The 16,952-nt window shown below is 67.5% G+C and carries 17 protein-coding genes and 1 tRNA gene; 8 read left to right on the top strand and 10 right to left on the bottom strand.

What is annotated here, in order from left to right; translation table 11 throughout:
* Positions 1-31 precede the first annotated feature (31 nt).
* The gene (locus I6N91_RS07020) at positions 32-298 is read right to left on the bottom strand and encodes a GlsB/YeaQ/YmgE family stress response membrane protein (RefSeq protein ID WP_198811892.1); all 267 of its coding nucleotides are present in this window, start codon (positions 296-298) and stop codon (positions 32-34) included.
* 334 nt (positions 299-632) lie between these two features.
* On the opposite strand from I6N91_RS07020, the gene I6N91_RS07015 reads away from it, so the two are divergent.
* The 5 genes from I6N91_RS07015 to I6N91_RS06995 all read left to right on the top strand — a co-directional run bounded on the left by I6N91_RS07015 (position 633) and on the right by I6N91_RS06995 (position 5,394).
* A complete protein-coding gene (locus I6N91_RS07015; protein WP_374058924.1) occupies positions 633-890 on the top strand; it encodes a DUF6458 family protein in 258 nt (85 codons plus the stop codon).
* A gap of 207 nt (positions 891-1,097) precedes the next feature.
* Complete coding sequence (locus I6N91_RS07010) at positions 1,098-1,865, top strand: DeoR/GlpR family DNA-binding transcription regulator (RefSeq protein ID WP_198811890.1); 768 nt, start codon at positions 1,098-1,100, stop codon at positions 1,863-1,865.
* Positions 1,862-2,869 carry a 1-phosphofructokinase family hexose kinase gene (locus I6N91_RS07005; protein ID WP_198811889.1) on the top strand — a complete coding sequence of 336 codons (1,008 nt, stop codon included), beginning with the start codon at positions 1,862-1,864 and terminating at the stop codon, positions 2,867-2,869. Before I6N91_RS07010 ends, I6N91_RS07005 begins: the two co-directional genes overlap by 4 nt.
* A complete protein-coding gene (locus tag I6N91_RS07000) occupies positions 2,870-4,966 on the top strand; it encodes a fructose-specific PTS transporter subunit EIIC (protein ID WP_198811888.1) in 2,097 nt (698 codons plus the stop codon).
* A gap of 149 nt (positions 4,967-5,115) precedes the next feature.
* Positions 5,116-5,394 (top strand): HPr family phosphocarrier protein, encoded by a 279-nt coding sequence (locus I6N91_RS06995; RefSeq protein ID WP_198811887.1) that lies wholly within the window; start codon positions 5,116-5,118, stop codon positions 5,392-5,394.
* A 193-nt stretch (positions 5,395-5,587) separates the two neighbouring features.
* On the opposite strand, the gene I6N91_RS06990 is transcribed toward I6N91_RS06995, so the two are convergent.
* From I6N91_RS06990 to I6N91_RS06970, 5 genes are all read right to left on the bottom strand, one after another.
* The gene (locus I6N91_RS06990; protein WP_198811886.1) at positions 5,588-6,307 is read right to left on the bottom strand and encodes a hypothetical protein; all 720 of its coding nucleotides are present in this window, start codon (positions 6,305-6,307) and stop codon (positions 5,588-5,590) included.
* Positions 6,304-7,026 carry a hypothetical protein gene (locus I6N91_RS06985; protein WP_198811885.1) on the bottom strand — a complete coding sequence of 241 codons (723 nt, stop codon included), beginning with the start codon at positions 7,024-7,026 and terminating at the stop codon, positions 6,304-6,306. The genes I6N91_RS06990 and I6N91_RS06985 overlap by 4 nt, the downstream gene beginning before the upstream one ends.
* Before the next feature lie 476 nt (positions 7,027-7,502).
* Positions 7,503-8,792 (bottom strand): endonuclease/exonuclease/phosphatase family protein, encoded by a 1,290-nt coding sequence (locus I6N91_RS06980; protein WP_198811884.1) that lies wholly within the window; start codon positions 8,790-8,792, stop codon positions 7,503-7,505.
* Positions 8,793-8,956: 164 nt separating this feature from the next.
* The gene (locus tag I6N91_RS06975) at positions 8,957-9,631 is read right to left on the bottom strand and encodes a hypothetical protein (protein ID WP_198811883.1); all 675 of its coding nucleotides are present in this window, start codon (positions 9,629-9,631) and stop codon (positions 8,957-8,959) included.
* A gap of 168 nt (positions 9,632-9,799) precedes the next feature.
* Positions 9,800-9,872, bottom strand: a tRNA-Lys gene (locus tag I6N91_RS06970).
* A gap of 188 nt (positions 9,873-10,060) precedes the next feature.
* Between I6N91_RS06970 and I6N91_RS06965 the strand changes: the two genes are divergently transcribed.
* The 3 genes from I6N91_RS06965 to I6N91_RS06955 all read left to right on the top strand — a co-directional run bounded on the left by I6N91_RS06965 (position 10,061) and on the right by I6N91_RS06955 (position 12,547).
* Complete coding sequence (locus I6N91_RS06965; protein WP_198811882.1) at positions 10,061-10,708, top strand: hypothetical protein; 648 nt, start codon at positions 10,061-10,063, stop codon at positions 10,706-10,708.
* A 210-nt stretch (positions 10,709-10,918) separates the two neighbouring features.
* Positions 10,919-11,536: a DUF47 domain-containing protein gene (locus I6N91_RS06960; protein ID WP_120165818.1), complete on the top strand. Its 618-nt coding sequence runs from the start codon at positions 10,919-10,921 to the stop codon at positions 11,534-11,536.
* Positions 11,537-12,547 (top strand): inorganic phosphate transporter, encoded by a 1,011-nt coding sequence (locus tag I6N91_RS06955; RefSeq protein WP_198811881.1) that lies wholly within the window; start codon positions 11,537-11,539, stop codon positions 12,545-12,547. It begins immediately after the preceding gene.
* Between the two features lie 107 nt (positions 12,548-12,654).
* Here I6N91_RS06955 and pstB read toward each other — a convergent pair whose 3' ends face one another.
* From pstB to pstS, 4 genes are all read right to left on the bottom strand, one after another.
* Positions 12,655-13,434 (bottom strand): phosphate ABC transporter ATP-binding protein PstB, encoded by a 780-nt coding sequence (pstB, locus tag I6N91_RS06950; protein WP_198811880.1) that lies wholly within the window; start codon positions 13,432-13,434, stop codon positions 12,655-12,657.
* A gap of 30 nt (positions 13,435-13,464) precedes the next feature.
* Positions 13,465-14,568, bottom strand: coding sequence for a phosphate ABC transporter permease PstA (pstA, locus tag I6N91_RS06945; protein WP_198811879.1), 1,104 nt, complete (start codon positions 14,566-14,568; stop codon positions 13,465-13,467).
* Positions 14,568-15,500 carry a phosphate ABC transporter permease subunit PstC gene (gene pstC / locus I6N91_RS06940; protein ID WP_198811878.1) on the bottom strand — a complete coding sequence of 311 codons (933 nt, stop codon included), beginning with the start codon at positions 15,498-15,500 and terminating at the stop codon, positions 14,568-14,570. The genes pstA and pstC overlap by 1 nt, the downstream gene beginning before the upstream one ends.
* Positions 15,501-15,679: 179 nt before the next feature.
* Positions 15,680-16,798, bottom strand: a complete 1,119-nt coding sequence (gene pstS / locus I6N91_RS06935; protein WP_198811877.1) for a phosphate ABC transporter substrate-binding protein PstS — start codon at positions 16,796-16,798, stop codon at positions 15,680-15,682.
* Positions 16,799-16,952: the final 154 nt, after the last annotated feature.

The following is a 16,952-nucleotide window of genomic DNA, read 5'->3' as shown; positions in this document are numbered from 1 at the left end:
GTTCAGCCGGCACCCAGTGGGTGCATCCGGATTATGCGCGTGAGCGGTTCTTCGTCACGGCACCGTAGATGATCAGCACGATGAGCGCGCCACCGATGGCGAGCAGCCAGCTGGAGAGATCGAAGAAGCCGTCAATGCCCGTTCCAAAGAGCGCGCTACCGATCAGGCCGCCGAGGATCGCACCGACAACTCCGAGGACGAGGGTGATGACCCAGCCGCCGCCCTGATGCCCGGGCAGGATCAGCTTGGCGATTGCGCCGGCGATCAGGCCGAGAAGAAGAAAACCTAGAATACCCATGAAATGCTCCTTTGAGTGATGGCCATCCGCCGAAGCGAATAACTCAACTGATAAATCCGATGCACCGAAGTGCAACTTTTAGACACTCTACTTCATCAGCATGCTTACCGTTCAATCCTACCATCCGCAAAGTCAGGATATTCGCTCCCGGCGGGCTCCCGCAATGGATCCGCCGGTGCAGGTTGCGGCGGGGCGCCGCGGCCGGAATGCCGCGGGAAATGCCCCGGTGAGAAGTATGCTTAGCACCACCTCGCCGTCAAGCGGCGATTTGGCATCCGCCGGGCGGGCCTTGAGAAATCGGGTTGGTCCACCATGCATTTTCAACGAAGGAGTAATGGCCATGAGAATCGGATCCTCAATAGCTTTGATCGCGATCGGGCTAATTCTTGCTTTTGCCGTCGCCGACATCGTGAGCTTCATCGACCTCCGCCTTGTCGGCTACATCCTCGCGGGTGTCGGACTCCTCGGCCTGATCATCTCGCTCTTCCTCAGTGCTCCACGCAGCCAGCGCCGGGTCACGGAGTCCCGCTCGCTTCATGACCCGGGTACGGGAGAGACCGTCACCCGCAATGAGACGCGGGAAGGCCTGTAACCCCCAGGGGTCGAACTTCTCATACCATCCACAACGGGCCGGGGCGCATGCGCCCCGGCCCGTTTTACGTCCTCCACCTGTGAATCTGTGGGGGTTTCGCAAAAACCCTTGTTCTTCGGGCAAAACTACAGATAAACTCACATAAACACAGACCGGCGGTGGGACCCATCGGTTGCTCGCTTCGACCGGCTTGACAACGGAGTCGCCATGTTCGCCGAAGAACGTTACCGCCAGATCAGCACCCTCGTACGCACCGACGGCCGCGTGAGTGTCACCGACCTCTCCGAGCGGTTCAGCATCACGGCCGAAACCGTGAGGCGGGATCTGGCCCTGCTTGAGAAGGACGGAGTCCTGCGCCGGGTGCACGGCGGCGCCGTCGCGCGGGATGCCGCCAGCACCCGGGAATCAAGTATTGAGAGCCGTCAGTCCCAGTACCGCGCCGAGAAGCAGCGGATCGCCAAGGCCGCCCTGGACATGGTTCCCTCGACCGGATCGGTGATCCTTGACGCCGGCACCACAACGGGGGCCCTGGCCGCCCTGCTCGCCGTCGAGTTGCGCACGGACCTCACCGTCATCACCCACTCGGTTCCGATCGCCCACCTCATCAGCGGCTCCTCCGTCCACCTCGAACTGATCGGCGGCCGGGTCCGGGCGCTCACCAGCGCCGGGGTGGGCAGCAGCGCCGTCGCCGCATTCTCCCGGCTCCGTGCCGACGTTGCCTTCATCGGGGCCAACGGCGTGGCGGAGCACTTCGGCCTCAGCACCCCTGACACCGACGAGGCCGCCGTCAAAACCGCCATCGTCCGCTCGGCCCGCAGGGTGGTCCTGCTCGCCGATTCGTCAAAGTTCGGCGAGGAATCCCTCGTCAGCTTCGCATCCCTGGAGGAGATCGATGCAGTTGTCACTGACTCAACACCCGGGGGCGCCCTGGCCGCCGCCCTCGCACGCGCACAGGTCGAGGTGGTGAGCGCATGATCATCACCCTGACCGCCAATCCCAGCATCGACCGCACTGTCGAGCTTCCGCTTGCCCTGACCCGCGGCGAGGTGCACCGCGCCGTCAGCGCACACCAGGAAGCAGGAGGCAAGGGGGTCAATGTGAGCCGCGCGCTCACGAAATCGGGAGTTCCCTCCGTGGCACTGCTCCCCGGCGACGAGGGTGATCCCGTGCTCGCCGGGCTGGCCGCGGCGGCGGTTCCCTTCCGAAGCCTGCCCATCGGTGTTGCACTGCGGACCAACACCGCCCTGACCGAGCCGGACGGCACCACCACCAAGGTTAACGAGCCGGGACCCACTCTGAGCCCGGAGCACACCGCGGCCCTGCTCGACCTCGTGGTGACGGCCAGCGCCGGCGCCTCCTGGCTCGTGCTGGCCGGGTCGCTGCCGCCGGGGGTGCCTGCGGATTTCTACGCCTCCGCCACCGCTGCGGTGCGGAGCCGGTACGGCGTAGACGCTCCCCGGGTCGCCGTCGACTCATCGGGGAGCGCCCTCGCCCACGCCGCTGCCGGAGCCCCGGACCTGCTTAAACCAAACGCCGAGGAGCTTTCGGAGCTGACCGGCATGGGGTCGGGCACCGAACTTGAGACGGACCTCGAGCTCGCCCTTCAGGCCTGCACCGCCCTGGTCGGCGGTGGTGTGGGTGCAGTCCTCGCAACGCTTGGCTCCCGCGGTGCACTGCTCGTCACCGCCTCGGGCGCCTGGCACGCCCGCCACAGCCCCGTCGCGGCGCGCTCGACCGTCGGCGCCGGAGATTCGGCACTGGCCGGTTACCTACTCGCCGCCGCCGCCGGCGAAGGCCCCGAGGGCTGCCTCCGCCAGGCCGTTGCCCACGGGTCCGCCGCGGCGTCACTGCCGGGCTCCGAAGTCCCGGCCCTCGACCAGACCACTCCGGAGGCCGTCACCCTGACTGCCTTCGCCCCAGCTCTCAACTCCGGCGCACCCGCGCACCAGGCAGCATCGTCTCCAAAGGAGGAAAACTGAATGTCCGATCTCATCACGCCAAGCCTCGTCACTCTCGATTCAAACCTCGGGACTGACCGCTCGGCGGTCATCCGGTACCTGGCAGAACAGGTCACCGCACAGGGCCGGGCCTCCGGCGCTGAGGGCCTTTACGCCGACGCCCTGGCCCGCGAGGAGAAGACCGCGACCGGGATCCCCGGCGGCATTGCAATCCCCCACTGCCGCTCCGGGTCGGTCCTCGAGCCCACACTCGCCATGGCCCGCCTGGCTCCGCCGGTCGACTTCGGCGCGAAGGACGGTCCCGCTGACCTCGTGTTCTTCATCGCCGCTCCCGACGGCGCCGATCAGGAACACCTGAAAATGCTGTCGAAGCTGGCGCGGTCCCTCATCAAGAAGGACTTCACCGCCGCGCTGAGGAACGCCGCCTCCGAACAGGAGGTGGTCGACCTCGTCGAGGGGGCCCTGGGAACCGGCAAGGCTCCGGCTTCGACGCCCGTGAGTGCCACCGCCGGCGCGGCCGCGGGTGCCGGAACAGGCTCCGGCGCCCACGCCGCCTTCGCCGCTCCGGGCGGCACCGAGCAGGCGCCTGCCGGTGAAGCCCCAGCACCTGCGAAGGAGGACGGCGAGGTCCGCCGCCTGGTCGCGGTCACCGCCTGCCCAACGGGCATCGCCCACACCTACATGGCGGCTGACTCCCTCGTCGCCGCGGCCAAGGAACGCGGCATCGATCTGCAGGTCGAAACCCAGGGCTCCTCGGGGGCAACACCCCTCGACCCAGCGGTGATCGCGGCGGCGGATGCCGTCATCTTCGCCGTCGATGTCGACGTCCGGGACAAGCATCGCTTCGCCGGTCTTCCGGTCATCAACGCCCCGGTGAAGCGCGGCATCGACGAGCCCGGCGAGATGGTCGAGGAGGCCGTCGCGGCGGCCCGGAACCCTTCGGCCCGCCGGGTCGCCGGTGACTCCGGAGGAAACGACGCCGACGCCGACACCAGCAGGGAAGGCATCGGCGGGACCCTGAAGCGGGCGCTGCTCACCGGCGTCAGCTACATGATCCCCTTCGTCGCCGGCGGCGGGCTGCTGATCGCCCTCGGCTTCCTGATCGGCGGCTACGACATCACCGAGGTCGCGGACACCGTCGTACTCGAGAACAACCTGGGGAATTTGCCTGAGGGAGGCCTTGCCACCTACCTCGGAGCAGTGGCCTTCAAGATCGGCCAACTGTCGCTGGGCTTTCTGGTACCGGCGCTGGCCGCCTACATCGCCTATGCCCTGGCGGACCGCCCGGGTATCGCCCCGGGCTTCGTCGCCGGTGCGGTGGCAGGCTTCATGGACGCCGGCTTCCTCGGTGGCATCGTCGGCGGCCTGCTCGCCGGCTATGTCGCAATGATGATCGGGCGGCTGAGCGTCCCCCGGTGGCTTCGCAGCCTCATGCCCGTCGTCATCATTCCGTTGCTCGCGTCCCTGATCGCCTCGGGTGCCATGTTCATCATCCTCGGCGGACCGATCGCCGGTCTGACCGCGGCGCTGAACGACTGGCTGTCCGGCCTGACCGGGTCGGCGGCCGTGGTACTCGGGATCATCCTCGGCCTGATGATGGCCATCGACCTGGGTGGACCGGTCAATAAGGTTGCCTACTCCTTCGCCGTCGCCGGCCTGGGCGCCGCAACCACCGCTAACCAGGCTCCCCTGCAGATCATGGCAGCCGTCATGGCGGCGGGCATGGTGCCGCCGCTGGCGATGGCCCTGGCAACCGTGATCGACCGCCGCAGGTTCTCCCTGGCCGAGCGGGAGAACGGCAAGGCCGCCTGGCTGCTCGGGGCGTCCTTCATCTCCGAAGGGGCCATCCCGTTCGCCGCGGCCGACCCGCTGCGCGTGATCCCCTCCTCAATGGTCGGCGCCGCGGTGACCGGCGCCATGGTGATGGGCTTCGGGGTCACCTCCCAGGCACCCCACGGCGGGTTCTTCGTGTTCTTCGCCATCGGCGGGCTGCAGTGGTTCATCCTGTCGATTGTCGTCGGGATGGTTATCTCGGCCGTCATCGTCGTCGCCCTCAAGCGGCTCCGTGACCGCAAGCTGGACCGCAAAGGCGCCGTCGCCGAACCGGTCGCCGCCTGAGCCGCCCGGCCGCTACCCTGCCGCAGCACGGGAACAAGTTATCCGCCCCGGAGCCGGTTCCGCCGGCTCCGGGGTGGATACCTGCCCCCGAACAGCAGATGATGAAAGACCAGCAGAACCGACCTACCCGCCGAACCGAAGGAAAGACAATGCCAGAACGCAAAGCCACTGTAGCCAGCCGCGTAGGGCTCCACGCCCGCCCCGCGTCCATCTTCGCCGAGGCCGCGGGTGAGGTTCCCGTCGAGGTGACAATTGCGATGGACGGCGATCCCGTCGATGAGGCGATGGACGCTTCAAGCATCCTGTCGCTGATGAGCCTTGGGGCTACGCACGGTGACATTGTCGTCCTGCGCGCCGAAGGTGAAGGGGCGGAGGAGGCCCTTGAATCCCTGGCCAAAATCATTGAGACCGACCACGATGCCGAATAGCTGACGGCCCGCCGGCCGGCTGCACACCTGGGTGCGTCCACCCGTTCTGACGGACGCACCCAGGTGTTGTCATAACGATCCGCTGACCCCCCACTGTCAGCGGCAGTTACATATTCATTATTATTTCCTATGAACATGAAACTGTGAACAAAGTTCGGCAACGATTGTGCCTCAATCCCATCCGGGAGCGGCGCTAGGCAAGCGGATTCCGCTGCCGAGGCCTGCCGTGGCGCCGGCTGAACCAGATCAGGGTCAGCCCGGACACGACGAGCAGGATGGCCCCGAAGGGCAGGACCAGCTCGAAAATCCCGAGGTTGAGGCCCTGAAAAAGCTCGAGGACGGCAAAACCGGCCACCAGGAAGAACCCGGCTGCGAGCAGTGAGCAGGCGAGGCGGTGGGCCGGCCGGGATCTGGAGCGCAGGGACCCGGCGGCCGCCGGCAGCACCAGGCATGCGGAAACATACCCCGGGTAGAGCCTTCCGATGTCGGCATACCGCTCGACGGTTGGTTGCCCGTGGTATCGGGCGAGGCCGGTTGAGGACTCGGGAAGGTCGCTCAGGGCGAACAGGACGAGGGTGGCGGCCACGGTGAACAACAGCACCGAAATCCCTACCGGCCCAACAATCAGGGCCCGGACCCGCTCCGCGTCGAATGCGGCGGCCATCCGCAGTCCCAACAGGACGACGACGGCGTAGAGCGAGAGTCGGATGACCAGGTTCGCCGCATTCCAGCCTCCCAGGACGCCGTCCACCGGGAGGTAGATCGGCGGGAGGGACAGCGCCACGGCGATGGCCATCAGGACGAGGGCAGCGAAGATCATCCGGCCCCTGCCCCGACGCACGCCGGGCACACGCAGCAGGGCGCCCAGGACGCACAGCAGCAGGGCCGCCCACTGAATCAGGTGGCCGCTCATCCCAGGTTCTCCCAGATCGCACGATCACGGTTTTCATCCGCGTCCGCTTTCCGAAGCTGCTTGCCGAGGGCATCCAGGCGGTCGCGCGCCAAGAGGACCAGGTCGGTGTCCGACAGGGCGTTGAGCGCATCGGCGCGCCCGGTGACGGGCCAGCCGCCCTCGGCGCAGGTGAGCAGGCCCGTCACTACGAGGCCACTGGTGGAGGAGACGCCGGCGATCCGGGACGCCTCGATGGCAAGCCCCGGGCTGAGGCGCCCAGCACTGAGCTGCGCGGAGAGGTTCTGGCGGGCGATGCCCGAACGCTCCGACAGCTGCTGCCGGAGATCACCTGGGTCGATCGCCTCGATCCATGCACGGACCGAATTGCGGTGGGGGAAGGGGACAAGGTCCGGCAATCCGTTCCCGGTCCCCTCGCCGCGGGCCACAAGGAGCTTGAGGATGTCCCGGTGGGATACCTGGCTGAGGAGTTCGGCACTGGTTGGCGCCCGCATCCCCGTGAGGAGGTCCGTGTAGCCCTCGAACTGCGTGAGGGCACAGACCGGATCGAGCCCGTAGCCCCGCGCGACCGCGAGCAGGGTGCTGACAGACACTTTTCCACGCACGAGCTGCTGGGCAAGCGTCGAGCGTTTGATGCCTGCCGAGCGGCAGAGGTCGGAGACCGAATCCGTGGGTGCTATCTCCTGGCGCCACAGCTGGAACGCTTTTGCCGTGACTGCCATCCCACCTCCCCCTTGGACATTCGACGATCAGTTCGCAGTATACTTAAACCGCTGGCTCCCCTTTCTGCGATTCCCCCATACGCAGAACGTGGAGCCAGCTTTTCGTTAAGCCGGGCCGGTCGAATCCGCCCCGCGCCGGGTCACCGCTGCGCCCGCGCCGGGTCACCGCTGCGCCCGCGCCGCCGGCTTCTCGAAGCGCTCACGCACCGGCCAACGGACGGAGCCACCCGAGCTTCTCGAAGATGCGGCGCTGGATCATCGGATCCTTGACCAGGTCGGGCGCGAAGCGGATCTTGTTCGTTCATCCCGCCTAAACAGCCAGCCCATGTGCGCGTGCCAGAAGCTTTTCGCCCGCTGCTTTGGGTCTTGCGATGTCACGGTTGACCTGGCCTTCTTCGGGAAGCGCCGCACCTACGGCAGCGTAACTTACGCAAGCGTAGGTTAGCTCGGCCGGCCCATCAAGACCTAGCGGACTCCTAGCTGCCCCGAACCCTCAGGTCGGCGTAGACGAGGCGGTGGTCACTTGAGGGAAACGGGAAGATTCCGGTCAGGTCGGAGCCGGGGGTTCCCACCCGCGGCCAGAAGACTCCGCTTCGAAGCACCGGCAGATTCTTCGAGGGCAGCACGTAGTCGACGCGGAGGTTCCCGGCGGACTGGTCCTCGAAGTCGGCGGTGTCATGCGCCGGGAGGCCGCGGTGCTGCGCGTTGGCGCCTCCCTGCAGGGCCGACGCCTCCGCCGCCCCTTCGGAGGAGGGCAGCGGGTCATGCACCAGGCGGTGGATCAGGAGCTGGTCGATCGAGCCCGCGATCGAGTCGCCGTCCAGGGGATCGCTGTTCTGGTCACCCAGGATGACGAACCGCTCGCCCCCGTCGAGCCCGCCCCACCGGCCCTGGTCGTCGTAGAGGTAGGCCGCCGCCTTCCCGCCTTCGATGTAGTCGGCCCACAACCGGATCTCATCGTTGTTGCGCCTGCCGTTGCGGTCCTCGCGTCCGTCGAAGACCGGCGGCGTGGGGTGGCTGGCCAGGATGTGGATCGACTTCCTGCCGATGATCACCGGAACATCCCAGTGGGATTTGCTGGAGAGCCGCACCTGGGCCAGTTCGTCGGCGGAGTACCAGTCGGCTCCGCCCGACACCGGGTCGGTCGGAAGCAGCGCGCCGGGCATGTCGCTCCACTTGAAGTTCTGAAAGGTGCGGACGTTGGCCGTATCGATCGGATATTTCGAGTAGAGAACCATGCCGTACTGGCCCTCGAAGGCCCCGTAGCCGAACGCGTCGTCCGGCCCGCCGATGACGCCGTCGTTATTGAGGTCCAGGCCGCTGGGAACACCGGTATTGGACGGCGCGGTGTAGACGTAGGGGTAGGTGATGCCCCGAGCGCCGCCCGTGCCGACCGCGAGGTAGTTGGTGCGGAAAAGCTCGGCTGCGCGGTGATCGGGGTCGTAATCGAATTCGTTGAGGAGCACCACGTCGGGTGCGGTGGCCTGGATGATTCCTGCGACCGCCCGCGCTTGGGTGCTCGTGGTGCCTGACAGCTCGCGGACCAGGTCCCCGGGGTTCTGCCGGTTGAGGCTGGCGTTGTAGGTTGCGACCCGGACCGGGGAAGTCCCTGCGGCCTTCTCCCCCACCACCACGTGCGCGGCGGGCTCTGCGGGGACGGGAACCGCGGAGGCGGGAACCGCTGCGGATCCGGTGGCGAAAACTCCACCGACCGCGACCATTGCGGCAGCCGTCAGCACGAGAGAGCACCGTCTCAAAAAGCGCATGAGTCCCTTCCGTATCATCCCTTGTCCGGTATCAAACCCTACCGGGCGGCAGCCGGGGCGGCACCGCCTGGACCATAACGATTTCGAACTGGAGCTTCCGGAGACGGGACCTCCGAGCTCCGGCCGAGGGGCGGCGTCGGACTCCGCGCCTGGACCTCGGCCCGTTACGCCTCGGGTGACGGCGCCCGAGGGGGGCCCACGCGTCGCCGCTGGGGCTCCTCCTGCAGCCGCGCGGGTCCCTGCGTCGGTTCGACGCCGGCGGCCGCCTCCGCCGCACCCAGGGCCCGCTCCAACGCCAGGACCGACGCGGCGTAGTCGGCCAGGAGGGAACCGGTCCCGGACCCCTGGCCCGATGCCGCTGCCGGCTCAGGCTCGAGGGCCCGGCGCCGGTTCAGGGCTTCGCGCATGGCGGCAAGCACCCGGCGCGACTCGGGCCCGCGGGTGTCGGTCATTGCCGGGTAGTTCAGGGCCAGTGCCGGGTCGAGCTCGTAGGCCGCCCAGCGGCGCAGCACGGCGTCGTGCCGGGCCTCAAGGGAGCGCAGCCGGCCGGAGGCGGCCGCCGTCCTACGGGTCCCGGCCCGCCGCTGCTCCCTCAGCCCGAGCCAAACGGTCCCTGCGGTGGTTGCTATCAGCGCAGCCGCGGCCGCGGCGCCACCGGCACCCGCCGGGACCGCAGCGAGGCATCCGGCGACCAGGGCCAGGAGTGAGGCGAAGGCGAGCCAGAAGAGCGTATCGGCGTCCGCACGGCGCTTGAGGGCGGCGTCGATGCGCCAGGCGGCACAGCCGACCAGCGCCGCTATGGCAGCGGCTGCAACGATCAGAGCGGTGGCGGCGGGCATCGGACTACTTTCGCAGGTGCCGTCCGGACCCTCGGCCCGGCGGGCGGTTACCCCTCCATTGCAGACGCACCACGGGCCGTAGTCAATCCCCCGCCTCCGGATCGGCCCGGACGCAGAAAACCCCGCCCGGCGCGGTGCCGGGCGGGGTTGTCGGCACTCCCGGAGGAGTGGGCCCTGTGGGGCTCGAACCCACGACCCACGGATTAAAAGTCCGATGCTCTACCAGCTGAGCTAAAGGCCCGCCGCCTCCGAACCGGTTTCACCAGCCCGGGCGACTTTTTAACTTTATCCCAAACACCCCCGGGGCGTTGCACCGGGACTCTCACCACGGGCCTTCCCTCTTCACCCGCACCACCGCGGTGTCCATCCTTCCGGAACGCTGAGTCATCGCCTTCGAACGGCCTTCCGTAGCAGGAGTATCCTCATTTCATGGACGGCGACTACAACAACAAAAGCCCACGGCCGCATAAACCGAAGCCCTTCGCCCCGGTCGATTTCGAGATCTTCGCCGGCGGGATCGACCCGTCCAGGGTCTCCGAGGCCGCACACATGGCAGCGCATGCGCTGGTGCACCACGGGCGGGAATCCGACGACCCCGAGGTGACCCGCCGGCTGGTCGAACTCGCCGACAAACAGGGCCTTGAGGCCGTGGCGGAGATGTGGGCCGAGAGCCCGGCGCGGTCCCTGCCCGGTGCCCTGTGGCGCCTCTACGCCCTGCGCGCCGCGACGCAAAAGGACCCGGAGCGCATCGCCTCCTACTTCACCTCGGGCAAGGAGGTGGCCCAGGTCTCGAAGGTTGTCGCCGGCGTCGCCGAACCCCCGGGTGCCACCGAGATGACCGATATGGCCGACAAGATCCTTTCCGGGGCCTTCGAGGGGGATTTCGACGTCGCCCTCGAACGCTTCGCCGCTTTCTGCCGGGTGGTCGCGCTGGGCCAGGTGAACCATGCGGAGCAGGCCCACCATTCAAACGAAGCCCACGCAGCGAAACTGACGAAGAACTCGCACCGGCTGATCAAGACCGCCGAGGACCTTGAACACGCGGCGGCCGCCTGGCGGCGGGGGGAGCTTGACTAGGCGGGCGCAGGTCACGATGTTGACACCGGCGCAACGGAGTAGAAGACTAAAACCGGCGTCGGACCGTGGAACCCCCGGGCTTCAACACTCAGCCGCTTCGAGCGGCCTTCCGCCGAGAGGCGCTCCCGGTTCGACGCCATTACCGCGCCCAGACGCAGTGCGCCCCCCGTTCGTTAGTTCTGCCGCCGTGCCTGAGACAGGGAAGCATCAGTGAAGTTACGCCTCTTTCCACAGGAAAACGCGGGCCTCGAACTGCTCTCCCGCATGGCGCGGCAGCTCGTGCTCGGGGTGGGTACGATGTCGGCGGTGCTCGGCGCCACAACCGAGGAGTACGACCGCCTGGCCGAGGAGATGCACCAGCACGAAGCGGTCTCGACCGACCTGCATTTCGCCCTGCTGACCTCGATGCGGACCTCGTTCGTGAACCCGCTCCCCCGCGAGGATCTCTACACCCTTTCCCGCCTGCTCAACGAGGCGATCGAAAAGCTCGACGGCGCCGCGGAGCTGATCGCCCTGTACAAGCTCAGCCGGCTCAGCCAGCGCGCGGCCGAACAGCTCGAGGTCATCAACCGGCAGGCGGAACTGACCGCCACCGCCATGCAGCGCCTCGACTCGATGGACGAACTCGAGGAGTACTGGATCGAGATCCTGCGCCTCGCCCGCCGGGCCGAACGCACCCACCGCAGCTGGTGCGCCGAACTGCTCGGGGAGCACAAGCCGCTGGCGTACGCCCGGCACCGCGACATCGCCAACCAGCTCGTCGAGGTGACCAAGGACATCCGCAAGGTCGCCACCCATGTGGGCAGCATCCTGGTCAAGGAATCCTAGGTGGAGCTCTTCCTGCTGACGGCCGTCATCGGATGCGCCGGCGGCTTTGCGTTCCTCAACGGCTTCCATGATGTGTCGAACTCGGTCGCGACGGCGGTGCGCACCCGCGCTCTGACCCCAACGATCGCGGTGCTGCTGGCTGCGGCGTTCAGCCTCACCGGCGCGCTGCTGAGCACTTCGCTGGCGCTGTTCTTCACCGACGCGGGGCTGCGCCTGCCGCCGGGCACCACCGGCCTGGGGATCCTGCTGGCGGGACTGATCGGAGCCGGCTGCTGGGGCCTTTTCACGTGGTACCGGGGCAAGCCGTCGTCGTCGACCCATGCGCTGATCGGCGGAATCATCGGAGCCGGCGGCGCGTCACAGCTGATGAGTGGGGCGTCCGTAACGGGTTCGGAGCGGGTCTTTTTCTTTCAGATCGTCCTGCCGCTGCTGCTCTCCCCCGTGGTGGCATATCTCCTGGCATACGCCCTGGTGTTCGTGGCGACCTGGGCGCTGCGGCACAACTCGCCCCGCCGGGTCAACCGGGGGAACCGGATGGCCCAGTCCGTCCTCGCCGGCGCCTTCGCACTGGGCCACGGCCTCCAGGACGGGCAGCGCACCATGGCCGTCATCCTGCTGGCACTTGTCGCCGCCGGGGCCTCAAGCGGCGGGGAGATGCCGTTGTGGGTCCAGCTGTTCGCCGCGGCGCTGCTGGCCTGCGGCTCGGCCTTCGGCGGCTGGCGCATCACCCACACCCTGGCGAACCGGCTGGTTCGGATCGATCCGCTGCGCGGCATGAGCGCCCAGGGCGTGAGCACGGCCATGCTGTTCATCGGCGCCATCTCCCTCCAGGTGCCGCTTTCAAGCACCCACACGATGACGTCGGCGATCGTCGGGGCCGGGGCGAACCAGCGTTTCGCCTCCGTGCGGGGCACCGAGCTGCTGCGGATCCTCATCGTGTGGGTTGCCACGGCCGCCGTCGCCGGCCTGCTGGGCGCCATCTTCTTCCTGGCCCTGAGCCCGCTGCTCTAGGCTCCCGGCCCGGATCCCGGCGCCCGTCCGCCCGGGCCTTAACCGCATCGGCCCCACCGCCGTCCGGAGGGTTCCGGGCGGCGGTGGGGCCGAGGAGCGGGCCGGGCCTATCCGAAGCGGCCCGAGACGTAGTCCTCGGTGGCCTTGACGGTGGGCTTGCTGAAGATCGTCGCGGTCTCGCCGTACTCGATGAGCTTGCCGGGCTTGCCTGTGCCCGCGATGTTGAAGAACGCGGTCTTATCCGACACGCGGGCGGCCTGCTGCATGTTGTGGGTGACGATCACGACCGTGTAGTCGTTCTTGAGTTCGTTGATCAGGTCCTCGATGGCGAGGGTGGAGATGGGGTCGAGCGCCGAGCACGGCTCGTCCATAAGGATCACCTCGGGTGACACGGCGATCGCCCGGGCGATGCACAGGCGCTGCTGCTGGCCGCCGGAGAGTCCCGAGCCCGGGCGGTCCAGGCGGTCCTTGACCTCGTTCCAGAGGTTCGCACCGCGCAGGGACTTCTCGACGAGGTTATCGGCGTCGGACCTGCTGATCCGCTTGTTGTTGAGCTTCACGCCGGCCAGCACGTTGTCCCGGATGGACATAGTGGGGAACGGGTTGGGCCGCTGGAAGACCATGCCGATCTGGCTGCGGACGTTCACGGGGTCGACATTCTGGTCGTAGAGGTTGTCTCCGTCGAGGAGCACCTCACCCTCGACCCGTGCGCCGGGGATGACCTCGTGCATGCGGTTCAGGGTGCGCAGGAAGGTCGACTTGCCGCAGCCGGAGGGCCCGATGAAGGCGGTGACCGAGCGGGGCTTGATTTCAATGTTGACGCCCTCAACAGCAAGGAACTTGCTGTAGTAGACATTGAGGTCCTTGACGTCGATTCGCTTGGACATGTTTTCCTTATTCGTTTTGCCGCGAAAAGCTCAGCGGCTTGTCTTGGGGGCGAACATACGGGCGATCAGGCGGGCAGCGAGGTTCAGCAGCATGACCATCAGGATCAGCAGGAGCGCCGCCGCCCAGGCGCGCTGGGTGCTGGGATCGGTGTTGGTGGGGGAGGTCGGCGTGAGGATCTGGTAGTAGATCAGGGTGGGCAGGGTGCTCATCCAGCCGCTGAAGACGTTCCAGTTGATGGCGCTGGCAAAACCCGCCGTTACAAGGATAGGAGCCGTCTCGCCGATCACCCGCGCAATCGCGAGGGTTACGCCGGAGGCGATACCGGAGATGGCGGTGGGGATGACCACCTTCGTGATGGTGCGCCACTTCCGCACGCCCAGGGCGTAGGCCGCCTCACGCAGTTCGTTCGGCACGATCTTGAGCATTTCCTCGGTGGAGCGCACCACCACGGGGATCATCAGGACCGAGAGCGCGACGGCGGCCACGAAGCCCGTGCGGGTTCCGGGGCCGAACAGCAGCCCGAACAGGGCCGCGGCGAACAGGCCGGCGACGATCGAGGGGATGCCGGTCATCACGTCGACGAAGAAGGTGATGGCCCGGGTGAGCGGACCGCCCGTGCCGTACTCGACGAGGTACACGGCGGCGAGCAGCCCGATGGGCACCGAGATCGCCGTCGCCCACAGGGTGATCTGCAGGGTGCCGACCACCGCGTGGTAGGCACCGCCGAGCACGGGCGTGCCGTTGGCGACCGAGGCGTTGTCAACGGCGCCGGTCACCCCGTTGAGCGAGGTGAACAGGAAGTCGTAGGAGAGTCCGGGCAGGCCGCGCTCGAGCACGGTCCACAGCACCGACAGCAGCGGCAGGAGCGCCACGATAAAGGCCCCGTACACCAGGTAGGTAGCCAGCGAGTCGGTCGCCTTGCGTCCGCCTTCGACGACCGCGGTCACCGCGGTCGCAGCCAGGAGGAAGAACAGGGCGGAGAAGAGGCCCCAGGACACGGCGCTGAAGCCCACGAGGGAGGCAGCGGCCGCCCCGAAGACGAGGGCCGCACCGAGGACGAGCCACACGGCGTAGGAGGGCAGCTTCCCCTTGGTGAGGTGGGACTGCCGGCGGGCCAGGGTTGCGCTGGTCATTAGTTGGCCCCCGAGAATTCTTTGTGGCGGGTGATGATCCAGCGCGCCACCATATTGACGGCCAGGGTGATGACGAACAGCACGAGACCGGCGGCGATGAGTTCGCTGAGCCGGAGCCCGAAGGCCTCGGGGAAGTTGAGCGCGATCTCGGCGGCGATGGTCTGGTTGCCGGAGGCGATCAGGCTCGCGGTGAGCGCTCCGCCCGAAAGGACGAGGGCGACGGCCATGGTTTCACCGAGCGCACGGCCAAGGCCGAGCATCGCGGCGCTGATGATGCCGGGGCGGGCGAAGGGAAGGACCGCCATGCGGATCATTTCCCAGCGGGTGGCTCCCATGGCCAGCGCCGCCTCCTCGTGGAGGTTGGGGGTCTGGAGGAAGATTTCCCGGCTCAGGGAGGTGATGATGGGCAGCACCATGACGGCCAGGACGATCCCTGCCGTGAGCATCGTGCGACCGGTCTGGCTGGCGGGGCCCTCGAAGATGGGGATCCAGCCGAGGTTCTCAGCGAGCCATGCGTATCCCTTGGCCAGTTCCGGGGCGAGCACCGCGTAGCCCCACGCGCCGTACACCACTGAGGGGATCGCGGCGAGCAGGTCGATGACGTAGCCGAAGCTCTGTGCGAGGCGCCGGGGGGCGTAGTGGGAGATGAACAGCGCGACGCCGATCCCCAGCGGGGTGGCGATCAGCAGGGCGATGGCCGCGGCCACAACCGTTCCGATGACGATGGGGAAGATGTAGGTGGAGAACCCCTCCCCTCCGGTGATTTCGGCGGGGTCGGCGCCGGCCACGGGGAGCGCCTGCACCAGCAGGAACATCGCCACGCTGAAGAGGACGGCGAGGATGAGACAGCCGGCGGCGAGGGTGGCACCGGAGAAGATCTTGTCTCCGGACTGGCCCGCGCCGCGGGTCTCGGTCAACGTAGTGGTGGACACTGCTAAACCCTTCGGAACTGTTGTGCTGGAGTGCACTCGATGTCTCTTCTAGTGCCTTGGATAGTGTTCATCGTTCCTCCAGCCATTACAAACCGACCGCCCCAGCCGGTCTGTGCGTGAACAGCGGAGTGCCCCGCCCGGTCGTTGAACGACCGGACGGGGCAGCTGCGGAGGTGTGCCTAGGAGGCAACGGTGATCGAATCGATGGCTGTCAGGGCCTGTTCGCGGAGGGTCTCGGAGATCGGCGCGTTCCCTGCCGACTCGGAGGCATCCTGCTGGCCCTGCTCGCTGACCGCGTACGAGGCGAAGGCCTTGACCAGGTCAACCGTCTCCTGGTCCTCGTAGGTGGAGCAGTAGATGTGGTAGGACAGGAGGACGACGGGGTAGGCCCCGGACTCCTCGGTGTCGCGCTCGAGTTCGAGGGACATGTCGACCTCGGAGCGGCCCTCGATCGGCGTCGCGGCTTCGACGGCGAGCGCGGCGGCTTCGGAGCTCAGCTCGACGTACTCCTCGCCGACCAACACGTGGACCTGGCCAAGATCCCCAACGGCCGAGGCGTCAGTGTAGGTGACCGCGCCTTCGGTGGAGGAGGTCGTGGAGACGACGCCGTTGGTGCCCTGGGCGTTCTCGGCGACGATGGCCGACGGCCACTCGCCGGAGGCTTCATCGGTCCATACTTCGGGAGCCGCCTGGGCGAGGTACTCGGTGAAGTTCTCGGTCGTTCCGGATTCGTCGCTGCGGTGCACGACGGTGACCGCCGTGTCGGGGAGCTCGACGCCCTCGTTCTGCGAGGCGATTGCCTCGTCGTCCCAGGTTTCGATCTCGCCGCGGAAGATCGAGGCGATCGTGTCGGCGTCGAGGTTCAGCGATTCGATGCCGGGCAGGTTGAAGGCCACGGCGATCGGGGAGACGTAGGCGGGGATGTTGATCGCGCCGTCGGGGCCGCAGATCTCCTTGGACGCCTCGTACTCTTCGTCGTCGAGTGCGGCGTCGGATCCGGCGAACTGGACGCCCTGGGCCAGGAAGGCGTCGCGGCCGGCGCCGGAGCCGTCGGGCGAGTACTGGACCGTGGCGCCGCTCTGGGCGGTCTGGAAACCGGACTGCCAGGCCGTCATGGCGGCGTTCTGGGCGGACGAGCCGGCACCGGTGAGGGTGCCCGACACGGCGGCGGCGGTGGACTCGGCGGGGCCGGCCTCACCTGCGGGGGCGTTCGTGGCATTGTCCGAGCCACACGCGGTCAGAGCCAGGGCGGCCACGGAAATAACCGCCGCTGCACGGCCGAAGCGAAGAACCTTCACTTGATATTGCCCCTTCCAGGGTTTGAACGTCAGTGCGCAGGAGACACCCGGGAGGGGTGTACGCGTCCTTGTACATCCCTCACGGTAGGCAGGTCAGTTAACGAGACTGGCCCCAAAAGATGAACGGAAGGTGAACACGGCAGGTCCATTGGCC

The sequence above is a fragment of the Arthrobacter sp. MSA 4-2 genome (assembly GCF_016405885.1).
Taxonomy (GTDB): Bacteria; Actinomycetota; Actinomycetes; order Actinomycetales; family Micrococcaceae; genus Arthrobacter_D.
This window is presented reverse-complemented; position numbering and strand designations above follow the sequence as displayed.

Bases quoted from the DNA above. Each gene is read 5' to 3' on its own strand.
- I6N91_RS07020 (WP_198811892.1), bottom strand. From the start codon at position 298: ATGGGTATTCTAGGTTTTCTTCTTCTCGGCCTGATCGCCGGCGCAATC.
- I6N91_RS07015 (WP_374058924.1), top strand. From the start codon at position 633: ATGGCCATGAGAATCGGATCCTCAATAGCTTTGATCGCGATCGGGCTA.
- I6N91_RS07010 (WP_198811890.1), top strand. From the start codon at position 1,098: ATGTTCGCCGAAGAACGTTACCGCCAGATCAGCACCCTCGTACGCACC.
- I6N91_RS07005 (WP_198811889.1), top strand. From the start codon at position 1,862: ATGATCATCACCCTGACCGCCAATCCCAGCATCGACCGCACTGTCGAG.
- I6N91_RS07000 (WP_198811888.1), top strand. From the start codon at position 2,870: ATGTCCGATCTCATCACGCCAAGCCTCGTCACTCTCGATTCAAACCTC.
- I6N91_RS06995 (WP_198811887.1), top strand. From the start codon at position 5,116: ATGCCAGAACGCAAAGCCACTGTAGCCAGCCGCGTAGGGCTCCACGCC.
- I6N91_RS06990 (WP_198811886.1), bottom strand. From the start codon at position 6,307: ATGAGCGGCCACCTGATTCAGTGGGCGGCCCTGCTGCTGTGCGTCCTG.
- I6N91_RS06985 (WP_198811885.1), bottom strand. From the start codon at position 7,026: ATGGCAGTCACGGCAAAAGCGTTCCAGCTGTGGCGCCAGGAGATAGCA.
- I6N91_RS06980 (WP_198811884.1), bottom strand. From the start codon at position 8,792: ATGCGCTTTTTGAGACGGTGCTCTCTCGTGCTGACGGCTGCCGCAATG.
- I6N91_RS06975 (WP_198811883.1), bottom strand. From the start codon at position 9,631: ATGCCCGCCGCCACCGCTCTGATCGTTGCAGCCGCTGCCATAGCGGCG.
- I6N91_RS06965 (WP_198811882.1), top strand. From the start codon at position 10,061: ATGGACGGCGACTACAACAACAAAAGCCCACGGCCGCATAAACCGAAG.
- pstB (WP_198811880.1), bottom strand. From the start codon at position 13,434: ATGTCCAAGCGAATCGACGTCAAGGACCTCAATGTCTACTACAGCAAG.
- pstA (WP_198811879.1), bottom strand. From the start codon at position 14,568: ATGACCAGCGCAACCCTGGCCCGCCGGCAGTCCCACCTCACCAAGGGG.